The following is a 19,003-nucleotide window of genomic DNA, read 5'->3' as shown; positions in this document are numbered from 1 at the left end:
ATCGCTACCTGCACCACCACCTGCTGGGCAACCCCGCGCTGGCACCGGCGGCGGGCACGCTCGCCGAGGACTGGGACGACGCGCTGACCGGGTCCGGCTGCGACTACCTGCCGACGCGGACCGCGTTCGCGCTGGGGCTGTCCGGCCCGGCCGTGGCGGTCCAGACCGCCTGCTCGACCTCGCTCGTCGCGGTGTGCCAGGCCGGGCAGAGCCTGCTGGACTACCGCTGCGACGTGGCGATAGCGGGCGGCGCGGCGGTGGTGTCCACCCGGCAGGCCGGGTACCGGCTGCGGCCGGGCGGGCTGCTGGCCACCGACGGGGTGTGCCGCCCGTACGACACCGCCGCCACCGGGCAGGTGTTCGGCAACGGCGCCGGGGCGGTGGTGCTGAAGCGGCTCGCCGACGCCCGCGCCGACGGCGACCACGTGTACGCAGTGCTCGCCGGGTGGGCGGTGAACAACGACGGCGCCGACCGGCCCGGCTTCACCGTGCCGGGCGTGTCCGGCCAGGCGGCGGTGATGGCGGAGGCGCTGGCGTCGGTCGGCTGGGACGCGGCCGACGTGGGCTACCTGGAGGGGCACGGCACCGGCACGCCGGTGGGCGACGCGATCGAGGTGGACGCGCTGGCCCGGGTACGCCGGGGCGCCCGCGCTCCGCTGCTGCTCGGCTCGGTCAAGGGCAACCTCGGCAACCTGGACGCCGCGGCGGGCGTGATCTCCCTGATCAAGGCCGTGTACGCGGTCCGCACCGGGCAGGTGCCGGGTACCGCGCACTTCACCACCGCGCACGACGACGTCGACCTGGCCGCCGCGGGCGCCGAGGTGGACGCGCAGACCCGGCCGTGGGCCGGGGAGCGGCGCGCGGGCGTCAGCTCGTTCGGCCTCGGCGGCACCAACGCGCACGTGCTGGTCGAGCCCGCGCCCGCGGCGGACGAGCCGGACGCCGGGGCGCCCGGCTCGGTGCTGCTGGGACTGTCCGCGGGCAGCCCGGTGGCGCTGCGGGAACTGGCCGCCCGGCTGGCCGTCCGGCTGGCCGACGGCGACCTGGCGGTGGCCGACGTGGCGCACACGCTCGCGGTGGGACGGCGGCGGCTGGCGTACCGGGACGCGGTCGCCTGCGCCCACGCCGGGGAGGCGGTGGCCGGATTGACCGCGCTCGCGGCCGGCGACCCGGTCGACGGCGACGAGGCCGTCCGCGCCTGGCGCGCCGGCGCCGACCTGCCCGTGCCGCCGGGGCGGCGGGTGCCGCTGCCCGGCTACCCGTTCCGGCGGACCCGGCACTGGATCGAGGCACGACGATGACCGGTCCCGAGCTGCCCTACCCCGAGGTGTGCCTGCCCGACCTGGTCGCGGCGCACGCCCGGCGGCGTCCCGGCGCGCCGGCCGTGGTGCAGGGCGACGTGACGCTCAGCTACGCCGACCTGGTCGGCCGGGCCGCCGCGCTCGCCGCCGCGCTGCGGGGCCACGGCATCGGCGCGGACGACCTCGTCGGCGTCTGCGTGGACCGCCGACCGGACCTGGTGGTCGCGTTGCTCGGCGTGCAGGCGGCCGGCGCCGGGTACGTCCCGCTCGACCCGGCGCTGCCGGCCGGCCGGTTGCGCGAGCTGGCCGCCGAGGCCCGGCTGCGCGTCGTCGTGGGTACGCCCGCCGCCGAGGCGTTCACCGGCCGGACCGTGCTGGACGTCCCCACCGGCACCGCGCTCTGGCAGCCGACCCCGGCGACGCTCGGCACCACCGCGTACGCGATGTTCACGTCCGGGTCGACCGGGCAACCGAAGGGCGCGGTGATCGAGCACCGGGCGCTGACCGAGAAGGTCACAGCGATCGCGGAGTTCTCCGGGTTCGACGCGGCGACCCGGTGCCTGGCGTTCGCCTCGATCGGGTTCGACGCGTCGGTGGTCGACATGCTCGCCCCGCTCGCCGCCGGGGGCACAGTCGTGCTCGCCGGTGACGCCGAGCGGGCCGACCCGGCCCGGCTCTACCGGATCTGCGCCGAGCAGGCAGTCGACGTGGTGGTGCTGCCGCCGCCGATTCTGCCGTTGCTGGACCCGGCCCGGCTGCCCGGCGTGCGGCTGGTCATCACCGGCGGCGAGGCCACCGGCCCGGAACAGGTCGGCCGCTGGACCGCCGGCGGGCGCCGCTTCGTCAGCGTGTACGGCCCGACCGAGGCGACGGTGCTGGTGACCTGGTTCGAGGGCAGCGGCGACTGGACCCGGCCCATCCCGATCGGCCGGCCCGCCGCCAACCACCGCATCCACCTGGTCGACGACGAGCTGCGCGAGGTCGGCCCGGGGGAGATCGGCGAGGTGCTCGCCGGCGGTCCCGGGCTCGGCCGCGGATACCTCTTCGACGCCGCCCGCACGGCGGAACGGTTCCTCCCGGACCCGTTCTCCGGCAAGCCCGGGGAGCGGCTCTACCGCACCGGGGACCTGGCCCGGTGGCTGCCGGACGGGAGCCTGGAGTTCCTCGGCCGGGCCGACCGGCAGGTCAAGATCCGCGGGCAGCGGATCGAGCTGGGCGAGGTCGAGGCCGTGCTGCGCCGCCACCCGGACGTCGACCTGGCCAGCGTCCAGGTCCGCGCCGGCGCCGGCGGTCAGGAACTCGTCGCGTACGTGGCGACCGGCCTGGACGCTGCCGAGCTGCGCGACTACTGCGCCCGGCTGCTGCCGCCCGCCGCCGTACCGGCCCGGATGCACACCATGCCCGCGCTGCCGATCACCATCAACGGCAAGATCGACACCGAGCGGCTGGCCGCGCTCGACGTCGCCGGACCGGCTCCCGTGCCGTCCGGCGAGCCGCCCGCCACCGACACCGAGCGCCTCGTCGCGCAGGCGTGGGCGGCGCTGCTGGACGTGCCCGCGGTCGGCCGCGACGACGACTTCTTCCACCAGGGCGGGCACTCGATCACCGCGATGCGGCTGGTCGCGGACCTGCGCGAGCGGCTGGGCCGCGACCTCGCCATCGAGGACGTGCTGGTCGGGCGGACGCCACGCGGCATCGCCGCCCGTGCCGACGCCGCCGCCGGAACCGGCCCGGCCCCGGTGGTCCGGGGACGGCCACCCGCGCTGTCCCCGGCGCAGCAGCGGCTGTGGTTCCTCGACCGCTACTTCCCGGCCGCCGCGTCGGCGTACAACGTCGCGTTCGCCGAACGGATCACCGGCCCGCTCGACGTGGCGGCGCTCGCCACGGCGCTCACCGCCGTCGCGGACCGCCAGCAGGTGCTGCGCTGGCGCATCCCGGAGCGCGACGGCGTACCGTACGCGGTCGCCGACCCGAGCACACCGGTGCCGCTGCCGGTACGTGACCTCGCCCCGGGCACGGATCTCGCCGGCCACCTCGCGGCGAGCGCCGCCACGCCGTTCGCGCTGGGCACCGACACGCTGTGGCGGGCCGAGCTGATCCGCACCGGCGACGACGAGCACGTGCTGGCCGTCTACGCCCACCACGCCGTGTTCGACGGCTGGTCGCAATCGCTGTTCTACGCCGACCTCGCCGCCGCGTACCGGGCCGCGCTCGGGGACGGGCCGCCGCTGCCGCCGCTGCCCGCCACCTACGGCGACTACGTGGCGTGGCGCGCCGACCGTGCCCGGCGTCGCGCCGCCGCCGACCTCGACTGGTGGCTGGACCACCTGACCGGGGCGCCTGTGGTGCTGAGACTCCCCGGAGGGCGGAACCGGCCGGCCGAACAGACGTACACCAGCGCGACGGTGCGTACCCGGCTGGACCGGGCCGCCACTGCCGCGCTCACCGACCTCGCCGCCGGGCTCGGCGCGACCCCGGCGGCCGCCGTACTCGCCGCGTTCGCGCTGGTGCTGGCCCGGCGTAGCGGCCTGCCCGACCTGGTGGTCGGCACACCCACTGTGGACCGGCGGGCCGCCGACTTCGAAGCGATGGTCGGCTTCTTCATCGAGATCGCGCCGCTGCGGCTGCGGCCGACGCCCGGGGCCGGCTTCGCCGCGCACGTCCGCGCCGCCTGGGAGGAACTGCTCGCCGCGCTCGCCCACCCGGAGGCACCTGTCGAACGCATCGTCGGCGGCCTCGGGCTGGGCGGTCTGCTCGACCGCAGCCCGCTGGTGCAGGTGCTGTTCAACATGTACACGTTCGACGAGCCCCGGCTGGACCTGGCCGGGCCGGCCGCCGAACCGGTGCCGGTGCCCGCGCCCGGCTCACCGTTCGACCTCACGCTCTACGGCATCACCCGGGACGGGCGGCTGCGCGTGGAGATCGTCTTCAACCCGGACGTCTACGGCGAGGCCCTGATCACCGACGTGCTCGCCGACGTCGAGCGGTTGCTGCGGGCCGGCGCCGCCGACCCGGAGCGGCCCGTGGCCGAGCTGCCCGCCTGGACCGCCGTCCCGGCCGGAACGGCCGACGACGTGCCCCGGGCCGCCCGGGTGAACCGGACCGGAGGCCGCGCCGGGGTGCCCGCCGCCCGCCCGGCCACCGCCACCGAGCGGCGGATCGCCTCGGTGTGGTGCGACGTGCTCGGCGTACCGGAGGTGGCCGCGACGGACAGCTTCTTCGACGTCGGCGGCGGATCGCTCGCGGTCGCGGTCGTGCAACGGCAGCTCAACCGGCTGCTCGGCACGAACCTGCGGGTCGTGGACCTGTTCCACCACCCGACCGTCCGCGCGCTCGCCGCGCACCTGGACAGCCTCAGCGCGCCCTCGTCCGGCGAGGACGCCGAGGACGAGGCGGTGGAACGCGCGGCGCGCCGGGGTGCGCTACGCCGCCAGCGGGTCCAGCGCCGCCCGGTGGTGGAGGAGGAGCCGCGGTGACGTACCTGGTCCCCCTCGGCGACACCGGCTGGTCGGTGTGGCGGGACGTGCTGCTGCGCAGCGCCGGGTTCCCCGCCGACGGACTGGACCGGTTCGCCGCGCCGGACTGCGCCGACGCCGCCGACCGGCACCTCACCGGCGAGCTGGACGAGACGGCGTTCACCACCGCGTACGCCACCGCCGTCCGGGCGTCGTCGGCGGCGCTGTGCGTGATCGCCGCCGACCCGCTGTTCCGCGAGGCCGTCGCCTGGCAGAACCCGGAAGCGCTCGTGGCGCTGGACGGGCTGCTCCGCGACGGCCCGGACGCGGCCCGCAACGTGCGCCGCCGGGGCCGGGAGAACGTCGTCGCCGGGTACTGGCAGCGCTACGTCGCCAAGTGCGAGACCATCGGCTTCTTCGGGCCGGTGTGCTGGGGCACCGTGGCACCGGCTGCGCCGGGCGTCACCGCCGTACCCGGCCCCGGGCTGCTCCGCCGCCGCGCCGTCCACCTCGAACACTGGGCGCTCGCCGCGTACGCGGACCGGCTGGCCGCCGACCCGCGGGTCCGGCAGTGGCTGGCCCCGGTCCGGGCGCCGCACGTCCACCTGGCGGACCGGGTCGTGCACCGGCCGGCCCAGCGCCCGGAAACGGTGTCGCTGAGCGAGTCGATCGCGCTGTGCCGGTGCGACGGCACCCGCCCGGCTCGGGACGTCGTCGACGACCTGGTGCGCGACGGGCAGACCGGCGTGCGCCGCGCCGAGGAGGGGTTCCTGCTGCTCGCGCAGCTCGTCGAGCGAGGGCTGCTGCGCTGGGACTTCGACCTGCCGCAGGGCTTCGCCGCGCAGGAGCACCTGCGGGAGCGGATCGCCGCGATCGGTGACCGGGAGTGCCGCGCGCGGGCGCTGGACGGGCTGGACCGGCTGGCCGCCGCCCGCACCCGGGTCGCCGACGCCGCCGGTGACCCGGCCGCGCTCACCGGCGCGCTGTCCGCGCTGGACGCCGAGTTCACGGCGCTCACCGGGCTGCCGCCGCGCCGCCGGGCCGGGCAGAACTACGCCGGGCGGGCGCTGTGTCACGAGGAGACCGCACGCGACGTGGACCTCACCGTCGGCGGCGATCTGCTCGACTCCCTGGCCCCGGCGCTGGACCTGCCGCTGCGGGCGGCGCGCTGGCTCACCGCCGAACTGGCCACGGCGTACGGCGACGCGCTGCGCGACCTGTACGACGACCTCGGCGGCGACGGGCCGGTCCGGCTCGGTGACCTGTGGTTCGTCGCGCAGGGGCCGCTGTTCGGGCCCGGTGACCGGCCGGTGGACCGGGTCGCGGCCGAGTTCGCCGCCCGCTGGGAGCGGGTGCTCGGACTGGCCGGACTGCCCGGGGGAACGGCCCGGGTGGAGTTCGGCGCGGCCGAGCTGGCGCCCCTGGTGGCCGACCGGTTCCCGGCGACCCGCCCCGGCTGGAGCGCGGGCCGGGTGCACAGCCCCGACCTGCAACTGTTCGCCGAGTCACCCGAGGCGCTGGCCGCCGGCGAGTTCGGGGCGGTGCTCGGCGAGCTGCACGCCGCGTACGCCACGTTCAACGCCGAGCTGTTCACCCACTGCCACCCCGACCTGGACCGGCTGCGGCGCGCGTACGCGGCCGACCTGGGCCCGGGGCGGCTGCGCCCGCTCTACCCGGTCGACTTCCCCCGCGTCGGCGGGCGGCTGTCCGCGTCCCTGCACGGGCCGGACGACCACCGGCTCGCGTTCGCCGACGCACCCGGCGCGCCGCGCGACCGGCTCGTGCCGGCGAACGCCGCGATCGTGTCCGAGGTGGACGGCGTGCTGGTGGCGACCGGCCCGGACGGCACGCGCTGGCCGCTGGTCGAGGTGTTCTCCGACCTGATCGCGGTGCACGCCGGTGACGCGTTCAAGCTGATGACCGACCGCCCGCACAGCCCCCGGGTGACTGTCGACCGGCTGGTGCTGGCCCGGGAGACGTGGCGCACCACTGTCGGGGCGACCGGCCTGGTCGACGCCGTCGACCAGGCGCGGCGCTACCTCGCGGTACGCCGCTGGCGGGCCGCGCTGGGCCTGCCGGAGCGGGTCTTCGTCCGGGTGGCCACCGAACTGAAGCCCACCTACGTGGACCTGACCAGCCCGCTCTACGCCAACCGGCTCTGCCTGCTGCTGCGCGCCGCCCGGCGGGCCGGCGGCGACGACGTGACGGTGACCGTGTCGGAGCTGCTGCCCGCGCTCGGGCAGGCGTGGCTGCCCGACCGCGCGGGCCGCCGCTACGTCAGCGAACTGCGCCTGCACATCAGCGATTCGGCCGAGCCGGAGGTCATGGCGTGAACGAGACAGTGGAGCCGATCGCGATCGTCGGGCTCAGCCTGCGCGTGCCAGGGGCGGCGTCGGCGGAGGAGTTCTGGCGCAACCTGGTCGTCGGCGCCGAGTCGCTCACCCGGTTCACCCGCGCGGAGCTGCTGGCCCGGGGCGTCCCGGCGGAGCAGCTCGACGACCCGGCGTACGTGCCGGTGGCCGCCGTGCTCGACGGCGTGGACCGGTTCGACGCGGAGCTGTTCGGGCTGAGCCCCCGCGACGCGGAGCTGACCGACCCGCAGCAGCGGCTGTTCCTGGAACACGCGCACGCCGCGCTCACCGACGCGGGCTGCGACCCGGCCCGCTACGACGGCGAGATCGGCGTGTACGCGGGCGGCAACGCCGACCTGTACCAGTGGGTCAACGTCCGGCGGAACCCGCGGGCGCTCGCGGACGCCGGTGAGCTGCGCGTGTCGCTCGGCAACAAGCCGGACTACTTGGCCAGCACCGTCGCGTTCCGGCTCGGCCTGCGCGGCCCGGCGATGACGGTGCAGACCGCCTGCTCGTCGTCGCTCGTCGCGGTGCACCTGGCCGCCGAGGCGCTGCGCAGCGGCGAGTGCGACACGGCGCTCGCCGGCGGCGTGTGCGTGGAACTGCCGCACGGCGTCGGGTACGTCGCCGACGAGGGCTACACCTCCGCCGACGGGCACTGCCGCCCGTTCGACGCGGACGCCGACGGCACCGTCTACGGCAGCGGCGTCGGCGTGGTCGTGCTCAAGCGGCTCTCCGACGCGCTCGCCGACGGCGACGACATCAGGGCGCTGGTCATCGGCAACGCGGTGAACAACGACGGCTCGGCCAAGGCGAGCTTCACCGCGCCGAGCGTCACCGGTCAGGTGGAGGTGGTCACGCAGGCGCTCGCGGTGGCCGGCGTCGCCCCGCGTTCGGTCGGGTACGTCGAGGCGCACGGCACCGGCACCGTCCTCGGCGACTCGATCGAGCTGGCGGCGCTGAGCACGGCGTACGGGCGGCGCACCGCCGAGCGCGGCTGGTGCGGGGTCGGCTCCACGAAGGCCAACATCGGTCACCTCAGCGCGGCCGGCGGCGTGATCGGCCTGATCAAGACCGTGCTGTCGATGCGGCACCGGCTCATCCCGCCCACCGTCAACCACGACCGGCCGCACCCGGACATCGACATCGAGGCGAGCCCGTTCTACGTGGTGTCCACGCTGACCAAGTGGGAGCCGGAGGACCAGCGACCGCTGCGGGCCGGCGTCAGCTCGCTCGGCCTCGGCGGCACCAACGCGCACCTGGTGCTCCAGGAGGCGCCGCCGCGTGTGCCCCCGGAGCCGGATCACGGCGGCGGCGAGCTGCTCCAGGTGTCCGCCGCGACCCCCGACGCGCTCGCCGCTGCGGGCGCCCGGCTGGCCGAGCGGCTCACCGGCGCGCCCGATGTGGAGCTGCGCGACGTGGCGTACACGTTGCGGGAGGGCCGGCCGGCGTACCGGCACCGGGCCGCCGTCGTCGCTGTCGACCGGGCACGGGCGGCGGCGGCGCTCACCGACCCGAAGCGCCGGGCCGCCGGGGACGCCGCGACGCCGCCCCGGGTGGGTCTGCTCCTGCCCGGCCAGGGCGCGCAGCACCCCGGCATGGGTGCGCACCTGGCCGCTACCGAGCCGGTGTTCGCCGCCGCCGTGGACGAGTGCGCCGCGATCCTCGGCTGGGACGCGAACGAGATGATCTTCGACGCCGGACCTGGTGCGGACGAGCGGCTGGCCGGACCGGCGGTGGCGCAGCCCGCGCTGTTCGCCGTCGAGTACGCGCTGGCGACGCTGTGGCGGCACTGGGGCGTCACGCCCGCCGCGATGATCGGCCACTCCGTCGGCGAACTGGTCGCCGCGACCGTCGCCGGGGTGTTCGACCTGCCGGACGCGCTGCGGCTCGCCGCCGCCCGGGGCCGCCTCGTGCAGGCCGCGCCGGAGGGCCGGATGCTCGCCGTGCAACGCGGCGCCGACGAGATCGCGCCGCTGCTGCCCGACGGCGTCGCGGTGGCGATCAGCAACGGCCCGCACACCTGCGTGCTGGGCGGCGCGCCGGAACCGGTCGCTGCCGCCGAGGTCCTCCTGCGCGGACGCGGCATCGGCTGCACGCCGCTGCGGTCGCCGTACGCGATGCACGTGCCGCTGCTGGCGGCGGTGCGCGACGAGTTCGCGGCGCTCGTGGCGGCGGTGCCGCGCCGGGCGCCGGACCTGGCGGTGTTCTCGGCCGCGACCGCCGCGCCGTTCACCGACGAGCAGATCACCGAACCGGCGTACTGGGCCGACCAGCTCTGCCGGCCGGTGCGGTTCGGCGCCACAGTGGCCGCGCTCGCCGCGACCGGCGCCGCCGACGACTGGCTGCTGCTGGAGTGCGGCCCCGGCCGGCAGCTCGCCGGTCTGGCCCGGCTGAGCCTGCCGGCGGGAGCCCGGGCGCCGCTGCGCACGCTGCCCGCGCCGGGGGAGCGGCTGACCGACAGGCAGACCGCGTACGAGGCGGCGGGCCGGCTGTGGACGGCCGGGGTGCCGGTGCGGCTGCCCGCCTCCGGCACGCCGCGCCGGGTGCCGCTGCCCGGCTACCCGTACCAGCGCGCCCGGTACTGGATCGACCCGGAGCCGGTGGCCGCGCCCGCCGAACCGGCCACCGACGAGCGGTACGACGACGGCGTGGTCGAGGTGCCGGTCTGGGGTCAACTGCCCGACGCCGCGCCCGTCGAGGCGCCCGGCCCGCTGCTGTTGTTCGCCGCAGGGGAGCGCGGCACGGCGCTCGCGGACCGGCTGCGCGAGCGCGGCGCGGACGTCACAGTGGTACGCCCCGGACCGGCCTTCGCGGTCCGCCCGGACGGCTACCGACTGCGCCCGACCAGCGTCGCCGACCACCAGCGCCTGCTCGACGAGTGCGCCGACGACGGCCGGGCCGCCCGGATCGTGCACGCGTGGGCGCTCGACGGCGACCCGGCCGGCCCGGACGCCGACGCCGTGACGGCGGCCCAGGAACACGGGTACCTCGCGCTGCTGACGCTGCTGGAGGCACTGCCGGCCGCCGACGTGGCGCTGGACGTGGTGACCGCCGGGACGGCCGACGTGACCGGATCCGACCTCCTGCGCCCGGAACACGCCACAGTCGCCGGAGTGGTGCGCTCGGTGCCGCTGGAACGCCAGGGCCTGCGTTGCCACTGGGTCGACGCCGACCCGGCCGACCCGGGCGGGGACGCGCTGGCGGACGAACTGCTCGGCGCCGAGCGGGCCGAGGCGGTCGCGCTGCGGCTGGGCGGGCGCCGCTGGACACGCGGGTTCACGGCCGCGCCGGCGCGCCGGCGTACCGGGCCGGCACCGCGCGACGGCGGGCGCTACCTGATCACCGGCGGACTGGGCCGGATCGGCGGGGCGTTCGCCGCCGAACTGGCCCGCCGGGGCGCGCGGCTGGTGCTGGTCGGCCGGACCGCCCGGCCGGACCTGGTCGAGGCGCTGGAACGGGCCGGAGCACAGGTCCGCCACGTGCGCGCCGACGTGACAGACGTGGACGCGCTGCGGACGGTACGCGCCGACATCGAGGACGACCTCGGCGGACTCGACGGCATCGTGCACGCCGCACGGCTGCCCGACACCGGGCTGTCCACCGGGTCGCGGCCGGCCGAGGCGACCGCCGAACTGCTGCCGAAGGTCACCGGCACGCTGGCGCTGCGCGCGGTCTTCGGCGACATGCCGCTCGACTTCGTGCTGCTCAGCTCCTCGGTGACAGCGCTCGCCGGTGGCCTGGGCCGCGCCGACGACACGGCCGCCAACGCGTTCCTCGACGCGTACGCGCGCAGCCCGCACGGCTGGCGGGCGCCGGTGCTGTCGGTGGCCTGGGGCGCGTGGCGGGAGGAGGGCGTACCCGACCACGACGGGCTGGCCCCGGACGCAGCGGTGCGCGCGGCGTGCCGGGTCCTCGCCGAGGGGCGGACCGGCACGGTGGCGGTCGGCGCCTACACGGTCGAGGCGGTCGCCGGGCACGAGCGGCGGCTCGCCGCGACCACGGCGGCCACCGCCTCGACGGTGACCGCCGCCGACGGCGACCTCACCGCCACCGTCGCCCGGATCTGGCGCGACGTGCTGGGCGTGGCCGAGGTCGGCCCGCACGACGACTTCTTCCGGCTCGGCGGCACCTCGCTCGTGGCCGCGCAGCTGGTGCTGCGCATCCGGCAGGCGGTGGGCGCCCGGCTGTCCATGCGGGTGCTGTTCGACGCGCCCACCGTCGCGGCGATGGCCGCCCGGATCGAGTCGCTGCGCGCCGCCCCACCGGCCGAGGCGCCCATCCCGCGCCTGCGCCGACCGGGACGGCCGGGATGACCGAGTCGCGCCACGACGTCACGCCCGTGGACGACGTCTACACCGTTCCCGCCTCGTACGCCCAGGAGCGGGTCTGGTTCACCGCCCAGCTCAGCCCAGGGCAACCACTGTTCACGATGACCGACGCGGTCACCCTGCCCGCGGGCGCCGGGCCGGAGCAGGCGCTCGCCGCGCTGCGGACGGTCACCGAGCGGCACGAGGCCATGCGCACCACGCTGCGCCTGCACGACGGACGGCTCTACCAGGACATCCACCCCACGGTCCCGGTGGAGCTGCCGGTCACCGACCTTTCCGCGCTGCCCGAGCCGGAGCGGGACGCCGCCCGCGCCCGGATCGTCGCCGAGTACGCCCGCCTCGACCTGCCGATGGACGCCGCCCCGCTGTGGCGGGCCCGGCTTCTGCGGCTCGACCCGGACACCTGGTGGCTGCTGTTCGCCGGGCACCACGTCGTCCTCGACGGCACGTCCCTGCTCCACCTGCGCGCCGAGCTGACCGAGCTGTGCGCCGCCGCCGTCGCCGGCCGCGCGCCGGACCTGCCCGAACTGCCGATCCAGTACGCCGACTACGCGGCCTGGGAACGCGACCGCCTCGACGGCCCCCGGTGGGACGAGCTGCGCGACCACTGGCGGGAGGCGCTGACCGGCCTGCCCGCCGTGCACGCGCTGACCACCGACCGGCCGCGCCCGGCGACGCTCACGTTCGACGGCGCCGACGTCCGCCGGACGCTGCCCGGGCCCGTGACGGCGGCGCTGCCGGAGCTGTCCCAGCAGGCCGCCGCGACCCCGTTCATGGTGCAGCTGGCCGCCTACGTGGCGCTGCTGCACCGGCTGTCCGGGAGCGACGACGTGGTGGTCGGCATGCCGGTGGCCGGCCGGGACCGGGCCGAGCTGGAACCGCTGCTCGGCATGTTCATGAACATGCTGGTGCTGCGCGTCGACGTGTCGGGCGATCCACCGTTCCTGACCCTCGTCCGCCGGGTCCGCCGGGTCGTGCTCGACGCCTGGGACCACCAGGACATGCCGTTCCAGAAGCTCGTCGAGGAGCTGGCGGTACGGCGCGACCCGGGCGTGCCGCCGCTCTACCAGCTCACGTTCCACCACCTGCCCACCGGCCGGGGCGAGGCGTTCGGCGGCGCCATGGACGACCTGTCGCTGGAGATCGCCGGGGACGAACTGCGGCTGGAGTACCGCACCGCGCTGTTCGAGCGTGCCGCGATGGAGGCGTTCGCGGACCGCTACCTGCTGTTGTTCGCCGCCGCCGTGGCGGCGCCCCGGACCCGGGTGAGCGCGCTGCCGGTCATGCCGGACGCCGAGCACGCGGCGGTCGTGACCGGCTGGAACGCCACCGCCGCCCCGGTGCGCCGGACCACGCTGGCGGAGCTGTTCGACGCCCAGGCCCGGCGCACGCCGGACGCGGTCGCGCTGGTCGACGGCGACACCCGGACGACGTACGGGCAGTTGTCCGACGCCGCCGGGCAGGTGGCGTCGCGGCTGGTCGCGCACGGTGTGGGACCGGAGTCGGTGGTCGCGATCCACGAGCCCCGCTCCCGCCGCCTGATCGCCGGACTGCTCGGCATCCACCGGGCCGGCGCGGCGTACCTGCCGCTGGACCCGGACCACCCGCCGCAGCGGCTGGCCTTCATGCTCGCCGACGCCGGCGCCGGGGTGCTGCTGGCCGACGACCTGCCGGACGGGCTGACCGTCCCGGGCACCGTGCTGCCGCTGACCGCGCCGGACCGGCCGCCCACCGCCGCCGGCACTGCCGCCGGACCGGGGAACGCGGCGTACGTGATCTACACGTCGGGCTCCACCGGGCGCCCGAAGGGCGTGGTCAACGAGCACGCGGCGATCGTCAACCGGCTCGACTGGATGCAGGACGCCTTCGCGCTCGGACCGGACGACGCGGTGCTGCACAAGACACCGATCGGGTTCGACGTGTCGGTGTGGGAGGTGTTCTGGCCGCTGCTCGTGGGCGCGCGGCTGGTGCTCGCCGCGCCGGGCGGGCACCGCGACCCGGCGTACCTGCGGGAGCTGATCGAACGGGAACGGATCACCACGGTCCACTTCGTGCCGTCGATGCTCGACGCGTTCCTGTCCACCGCCGGCCCGGCCGACCCGGCCCGCTGCGGGTCGCTGCGGCGGATCGTGTGCAGCGGCGAGGAACTGCCCGCCGACCTGGCCCGCCGCGCCGTGGCCGCGATCCCGTCCGCGGCGCTGCACAACCTGTACGGACCGACCGAGGCGGCGATCGACGTCACCGCCTGGGCGGCCACGCCCGACGCGCTGACCGGCCTGACCCGGGTGCCGATCGGCGGGCCGATCCGCAACGTCCGCACGTACGTGCTCGACGAGGCGATGCGCCCGGTGCCGGCCGGCGTGGCCGGACAGCTGCACCTCGGCGGCGTGCAGGTGGCCCGCGGCTACCTGAACCGCCCCGGACTCACCGCGGGCGCGTTCGTCCCCGACCCGTTCGGCGAGCCCGGCGGCCGGCTGTACGTCACCGGCGACCTGGCCCGGTGGCGTACCGACGGGACGCTGGAGTTCCTCGGCCGCATCGACGACCAGGTGAAACTGCGGGGCCTGCGGATCGAGCTGGGGGAGATCGCCGCGGTGCTGCGCGAACAGCCCGGCGTCGGCTCCGCCGCCGTCGTCGTGCGCGGCGCCACGCCCGCCGAGCAGCGCCTCGTGGCGTACCTGACGGGCGAGGCCCCGGACCCGGCGGAGCTGCGGGCGGCGCTGAAGCGGCGGCTGCCCGAGTACATGGTGCCGTCGGCGTTCGTGACGCTCGACGCGCTGCCGCTGTCCGCCAACGGCAAACTCGACACCGCCGCGCTGCCCGCACCCTCGTCCGGCGTCGCCCCCGCGCAGCGCCGTCCGCCGGTGACCCCGGTCGAGCAGACGGTGGCCGCCACCTGGCGCGACGTACTCGGCGTGCCCGAGGTCGGCCTGGACGACGACTTCTTCGAGCTGGGCGGGCACTCGCTGCTGGCGATCCGGATGCTGGCGCTGCTGCGCGAGGCGTACGGGCAGGTCGACGTCGGCGTGATGGACGTGTTCGCGCACCCGACGGTGCAGGGGCTGGCCGCGCTGATCGACGCCCCGGCGGACCAGGAGCGGCAGCGCCCGCTGCTGTACGAGCTGACCCGGCCGGTCCCGGCGGACCAGCGGGTGCGCTCGTACGTGTGCGTGCCCTACGGCGGCGGGCTCGCCAGCATCTACCAGCCGCTCGCGGACGCGCTGCCGGCCGGGCACACGCTGTTCTCCGTGGCGATCCCCGGCCACGACGTCGGCGTCCGTGACACCGAGCTGCCCTTCGACGAGCTGGTCGAGCGGTGCGTGGCCGAGATCCAGGAGCGAGTGGACGGCCCGCTGGTCCTGTACGGCCACTGCGTCGGCGGCGCGCTGCTGACCGGCATCGCCCGGCGGCTGCACGAGCGGGGGCGCCCGATCGAGGCGATCTACGCCGGGGGCGTGTTCCCGACCGCCCGCCCGGGCAACATGCTCGGCCGGCTCGTCGACTGGGCCGACTCCCGGGGCGCCGACCGGCGGTACGAGACGTTCCTGCGCTCGATCGGCGCGGAACTTGCAGACCTGGACCAGGCGCAGGTCGACCGGTTCGTGCACCACGTACGCCGGGAGGCCGCCGAGGCGCAGGAGCGGTTCACCGAGTGGCTGGACGGCGAACCGGTCCGGGTGCCCGCACCGGTGATCTCCGTCGTCGGCACCCACGACGTGCTGACCGAGTACTACGAGGAGCGGTACCGCGAGTGGAGCTTCCTCGGCGAGTCCACCGCGCTCGTGGTGCTGGACGAGGCCGGGCACTACTTCGTCAAGCAGCGGGCCGAGGCGCTCGCCGAGGTGCTCACCCGTACCCATCCCCGGCTCGCCGAGCCGTCCGCCGCGCCGCGACAGGGTGACGGCTGGGCACTGGCGGCCACCAGCACCGATCCGGTCACCGCCGAGACCGGCGTGCAACCGGGCGTACGCCGGTTTCTGGCCATCACCGCCAGCCAGCTCATCTCGTCGACCGGGTCGGCGCTGACCCAGTGGGCGGTGCCGGTCTGGGTCTACCTGGAGACCGGGTCGATGCTGTGGTTCGGCCTGTCCGGGGTGATCGCGTACCTGCCGGCGCTGCTGACGCTGCCGGTCGCCGGCGCGGTCGCGGACCGGTTCGACAGGCGCCGGGTGCTGCTGGCAGCCTGCGCGACGGCGGTGACAGCGGAGGCGCTGCTGGCGCTGCTGCTGTGGACCGACCGGCTGGGGCTGGCGGCCGTCTATACGCTGGTGTGCGTGCTCGGCGCGGCGTCGGTGTTCCAACGCATCACCTACCTGGCCGCGATCCCGCAGGTGGTGCCGAAGCGCTATCTGGGGCACGCCAACGGCATCGCGCAGCTCGCGGTCGGGCTCAGCTCGCTCGCGGTGCCGCTGCTGGCTGCGGGCCTGCTCGCCGCGATCGGCCTGGCCGGCGTCCTGGTGATCGACATCGTCAGCTACGTGGTGGCGATCGGTGTGCTGGTCGCGGTGCGGTTCCCCGACCTGCTCGGCCGGCGGCGCAAGGAGCCGTTCCTGGCCGAGCTGATCGGCGGCGCGCGGATGACGTGGGCCGAGCCGGGCTTCCGGGCCATGCTGGGCTTCTTCTCGCTCTACAACCTGTGCCTGGCGAGCCTGCTGCTGGTGCCGCCGATGGTGCTCGCGTTCGGCACGATGGGCCAGGTCGGCACCGTGGCGTTCGCCGAGGCGCTCGGCGCCGTCCTCGGCGGACTCGCCATCGCGGTGTGGGGCGGCCCGACCCGGCGCCGGATGCCCGCGCTGATCGCCATCGCGTTCGGCGTGGCGGTCAGCCTGGTGCTCAGCGGCGTCCGCCCGAGCCTGCTGCTGGTGGCGCTCGGCAGCTTCGGCGTGGGGCTGGGCCTGGGCCTGCACAACGGCATCTACCTGTCGATCATCCAGGTGAAGGTGCCGCAGCGGTTCCACGGCCGGGTGCTGGCGATCATCCAGACGCTGACCTGGGCGACGCTGCCGCTGGGCTTCGCCGTGCTGGTGCCGCTGAGCGGGTCGCTGCTGGAGCCGATGTTCGCCCCCGGCGGCGCGCTGGCCGGCAGCGTCGGCGCGCTGATCGGCACCGGCCCCGGCCGGGGACTCGGGTTCGCGTTCGTGGTGTCCGGGCTGGCCCTGGCCGTGGTGGCGCTCGGCGCCTACGGCGTACGCCGGCTGCGCCTGTTCGACACCGAGACCCCCGACGCGCCGGCGGACGCCACCGAGTGGCTACCGCACCTGCGCCGGGTCGACGATCTGTAGCCGCAGTTCCGAGGCGTACGCCCGGCCGGCCCCGTCGGTCAGCCAGGCGTCGTCCGGGCCGGGCAGCAGCTCGGTGACTGTGAGTCCGACGCCGTCGCCGCCCTTGGCGTGCGCGCCGCGCAGCAGCGTGCACAGCAGCCGGGTGTAGACGCCGCTGCTCAGGTCCACGTAGCTGGGTTTGAGTTCGGTGTCGACCCGCACGAAGATCCGCTCGGGCAGGCCGAGCGCGAGCCGCCAGCGCCGTACCGCAAGGTAGCGTTCCCGCTCGCCCTTGACCGTGTGCAGGCCGGTCTCGCCCACAGTGGTGCGCCACGTCTCGCGGACCAGCACCAGGTCGTCGACGGTGACGCGCGGCGTGCGCCCGGCGTTGCCGGCCAGCTTCCACGTGTCGAACACCTGGTAGTCGAACAGCGGCGCGAACACTTCCAGGAGCGGCCACCGCCGCCCGTCGTCGGCGTGCGCGCAAAGGGTGCCGTCGTCGTCCGGCCGCACGGTCAGGGTCGTGATCGGCACGAGGCGGTCCGGGTCGGCGCCGGGAGCGCTGACGAACCCGAGCTGGGCGTCGGCGGGCCCGTGCAGCCACTCCGCGATCCGGGCGGTGTGCCGGGGCCAGTCCACCGGCGGCAGCAGCCGCACCCGGCCGCCGGGCAGGTCGGCGCGCATCCCGTCGCGCAGCCGCTGCGGGTCCGGGTGCCCGTACGCGAAGAAGTGCGTGTCGAACGCGGCCAGGGCCACGTGCAGCTCGCCGAGCACGACTGTGAAGTCCCCGCGCAGCAGCGCCGCCTCGTCCGGGGCGCACACGTGCACGTCCGGGCTGTGGATGCGGGCGGCGGCCCAGCCGGGCGCGTCGGCGGGGAACGCGGCGGCGACCCGCTCGGTCAGCGCGACGGCGTCGAACCGCAGCTCCCGGGCGTCGGAGTCGGCGTCGGCCAGGCCGAGCACCGTCGACCACCGGTCCAGGAACTCGGCGGTGACGGCGTCGGCGGGCGGATCCGCCCCGAACACCACCGCCTGCGCCAGGAACCACAGGTCGGCCACCGGCACGTCCGCGGTGGCCGACTCCGCCGCCAGGTCGCGGTACAGGGCGGCCAGCGCGTCGGCGTACGCCTGCCCGATCGCCGCGGTCAGCCACCGCGCTGACAGCAGCAGCGGTTCCAGCGGCGCGAGCCGTGCCAGCAGCGCGTCACCGAAGCGGACGTCCAGGTCGCGGACCGTCTCCAGGTGGCACAGCGTGCGCCCGGCGTACACCTCGCCCGGCTGCTGCCGCGCGTCCCGGCCGGTCAGTTCCACGAACCGCCGGTCCAACGCGGCCATCGCGGCGGCCAGCGCGTCCGGGCTGTCGGCGGCGGCCACCGCGTCGCGCAGGTCGCTCACCGTGGCCAGGTCACCGAGCACCCGCTCGCGGACCGTGTCGTCGCCGATCGCGGCGAGCTGCTCGCGCAACGCGTCCTCGGCGGTGAGGTCGACCGGCAGGTCGAAGCCGATCCGCAGCACGCCGCGCCCGGCCAGGTCGTCGAGCTGCGCGTGCACGTCAGCGGCCCGGCGGAAGCCGCTCGCCGGGTCCGCGAGCAGCGCGGCGACCAGGCCGGCAACGCGCGGTCCGGGCCGCGCCAGCGTGAGCAGCGCGGCGGTCGCCGCCGGAAGTGTCTGCGGCGGATGGTGCGGGTGCCGCAGCACGCGGCCGCGCAGGCTCAGGTGCGGGGCGAGCCGCACCGGCAGCCAGTCCCGCACGCCGGGCACGCGGGCGAGGGCCTCCGCGAGCGCGTCCAGGCCCCACCGCTCCAGGAACACCTTCCGGGTACGCGTCAACGCCGCGCCGCGACGCACCGTCGCGATCGGACCGCTGCCGCCCAGCTCGGTCCAGCAGATCGGGCCGAAGAAGCCCACCGTGTCGTTCTTCAGGCAGTACCGCTGCCAGTACTTCGCGACGACCTCCTCCCGGTGCCGCCGGCGCAGGTTGCGCGGGGCGTGCGGGCCGTCGCGCCGGATCGCGTCGACGGCGAGCAGGACCGCCGGGTTCTGCCAGGTCAGCGCCGTACGGAAGGCGTCGTCGCAGGCGATGTCGTAGACCGCCTGCCCGAGGTCGGCCGCGGCGGCGTCGAACGCCGCAGCGAACTCCGCGGCGTCGCCGTCCCCGCGCAGGTGCCGGTCGGCCGCCTCGGCGAGCGCCGGAGCGGCGAACCGGCTCATCCCGTCGGCCGGAAAACCGGCCGACCGGAGCAACGCGGAACGCCATACGTGCCAAGGGGTTCCGGGCAGGGACGTGAGATGCTCTCGGGGCAT

Annotated in this window: 6 protein-coding genes (1 of these 6 running past the window's edge); 5 read left to right on the top strand and 1 reads right to left on the bottom strand. The window is 76.3% G+C overall.

All coding sequences use genetic code 11. The features are described from left to right. The 5 genes in view from ACSDG8_RS04200 to ACSDG8_RS04180 are tightly spaced (each overlapping or abutting the next) and all read left to right on the top strand, a layout consistent with a single transcriptional unit that may run on beyond the window. Window positions 1-1,301, top strand: the 3' portion of a protein-coding gene (locus ACSDG8_RS04200) for a beta-ketoacyl synthase N-terminal-like domain-containing protein (protein ID WP_210891000.1). The gene continues 349 nt to the left of window position 1, outside the view; only the last 1,301 of its 1,650 coding nucleotides appear in the window; its start codon lies off the left edge, out of view; it ends in the stop codon at window positions 1,299-1,301. Then, on the top strand, window positions 1,298-4,777 hold the full coding sequence (locus ACSDG8_RS04195) for a non-ribosomal peptide synthetase (RefSeq protein WP_210891002.1): 3,480 nt from the start codon (window positions 1,298-1,300) through the stop codon (window positions 4,775-4,777). The genes ACSDG8_RS04200 and ACSDG8_RS04195 overlap by 4 nt, the downstream gene beginning before the upstream one ends. Further along, window positions 4,774-7,089 (top strand): lantibiotic dehydratase, encoded by a 2,316-nt coding sequence (locus ACSDG8_RS04190; protein WP_439427668.1) that lies wholly within the window; start codon window positions 4,774-4,776, stop codon window positions 7,087-7,089. Before ACSDG8_RS04195 ends, ACSDG8_RS04190 begins: the two co-directional genes overlap by 4 nt. Then, window positions 7,086-11,423: a type I polyketide synthase gene (locus tag ACSDG8_RS04185; RefSeq protein ID WP_210891013.1), complete on the top strand. Its 4,338-nt coding sequence runs from the start codon at window positions 7,086-7,088 to the stop codon at window positions 11,421-11,423. The genes ACSDG8_RS04190 and ACSDG8_RS04185 overlap by 4 nt, the downstream gene beginning before the upstream one ends. Next, window positions 11,420-16,720, top strand: a complete 5,301-nt coding sequence (locus ACSDG8_RS04180; RefSeq protein WP_210891015.1) for a non-ribosomal peptide synthetase/MFS transporter — start codon at window positions 11,420-11,422, stop codon at window positions 16,718-16,720. Before ACSDG8_RS04185 ends, ACSDG8_RS04180 begins: the two co-directional genes overlap by 4 nt. Here ACSDG8_RS04180 and ACSDG8_RS04175 read toward each other — a convergent pair. Further along, window positions 16,688-19,003, bottom strand: coding sequence for a lantibiotic dehydratase (locus tag ACSDG8_RS04175; protein ID WP_439427667.1), 2,316 nt, complete (start codon window positions 19,001-19,003; stop codon window positions 16,688-16,690). The genes ACSDG8_RS04180 and ACSDG8_RS04175 overlap by 33 nt on opposite strands.

The organism is Micromonospora sp. LA-10, assembly GCF_051853095.1.
GTDB classification, from domain to species: domain Bacteria; phylum Actinomycetota; class Actinomycetes; order Mycobacteriales; family Micromonosporaceae; genus Micromonospora; species Micromonospora echinospora_A.
Note: the sequence above shows the minus strand (reverse complement) of the source record. Positions and strands in the feature narration are given on the sequence as shown.

Bases quoted from the DNA above. Each gene is read 5' to 3' on its own strand.
- ACSDG8_RS04195 (WP_210891002.1), top strand. From the start codon at position 1,298: ATGACCGGTCCCGAGCTGCCCTACCCCGAGGTGTGCCTGCCCGACCTG.
- ACSDG8_RS04180 (WP_210891015.1), top strand. From the start codon at position 11,420: ATGACCGAGTCGCGCCACGACGTCACGCCCGTGGACGACGTCTACACC.
- ACSDG8_RS04175 (WP_439427667.1), bottom strand. From the start codon at position 19,003: ATGCCCCGAGAGCATCTCACGTCCCTGCCCGGAACCCCTTGGCACGTA.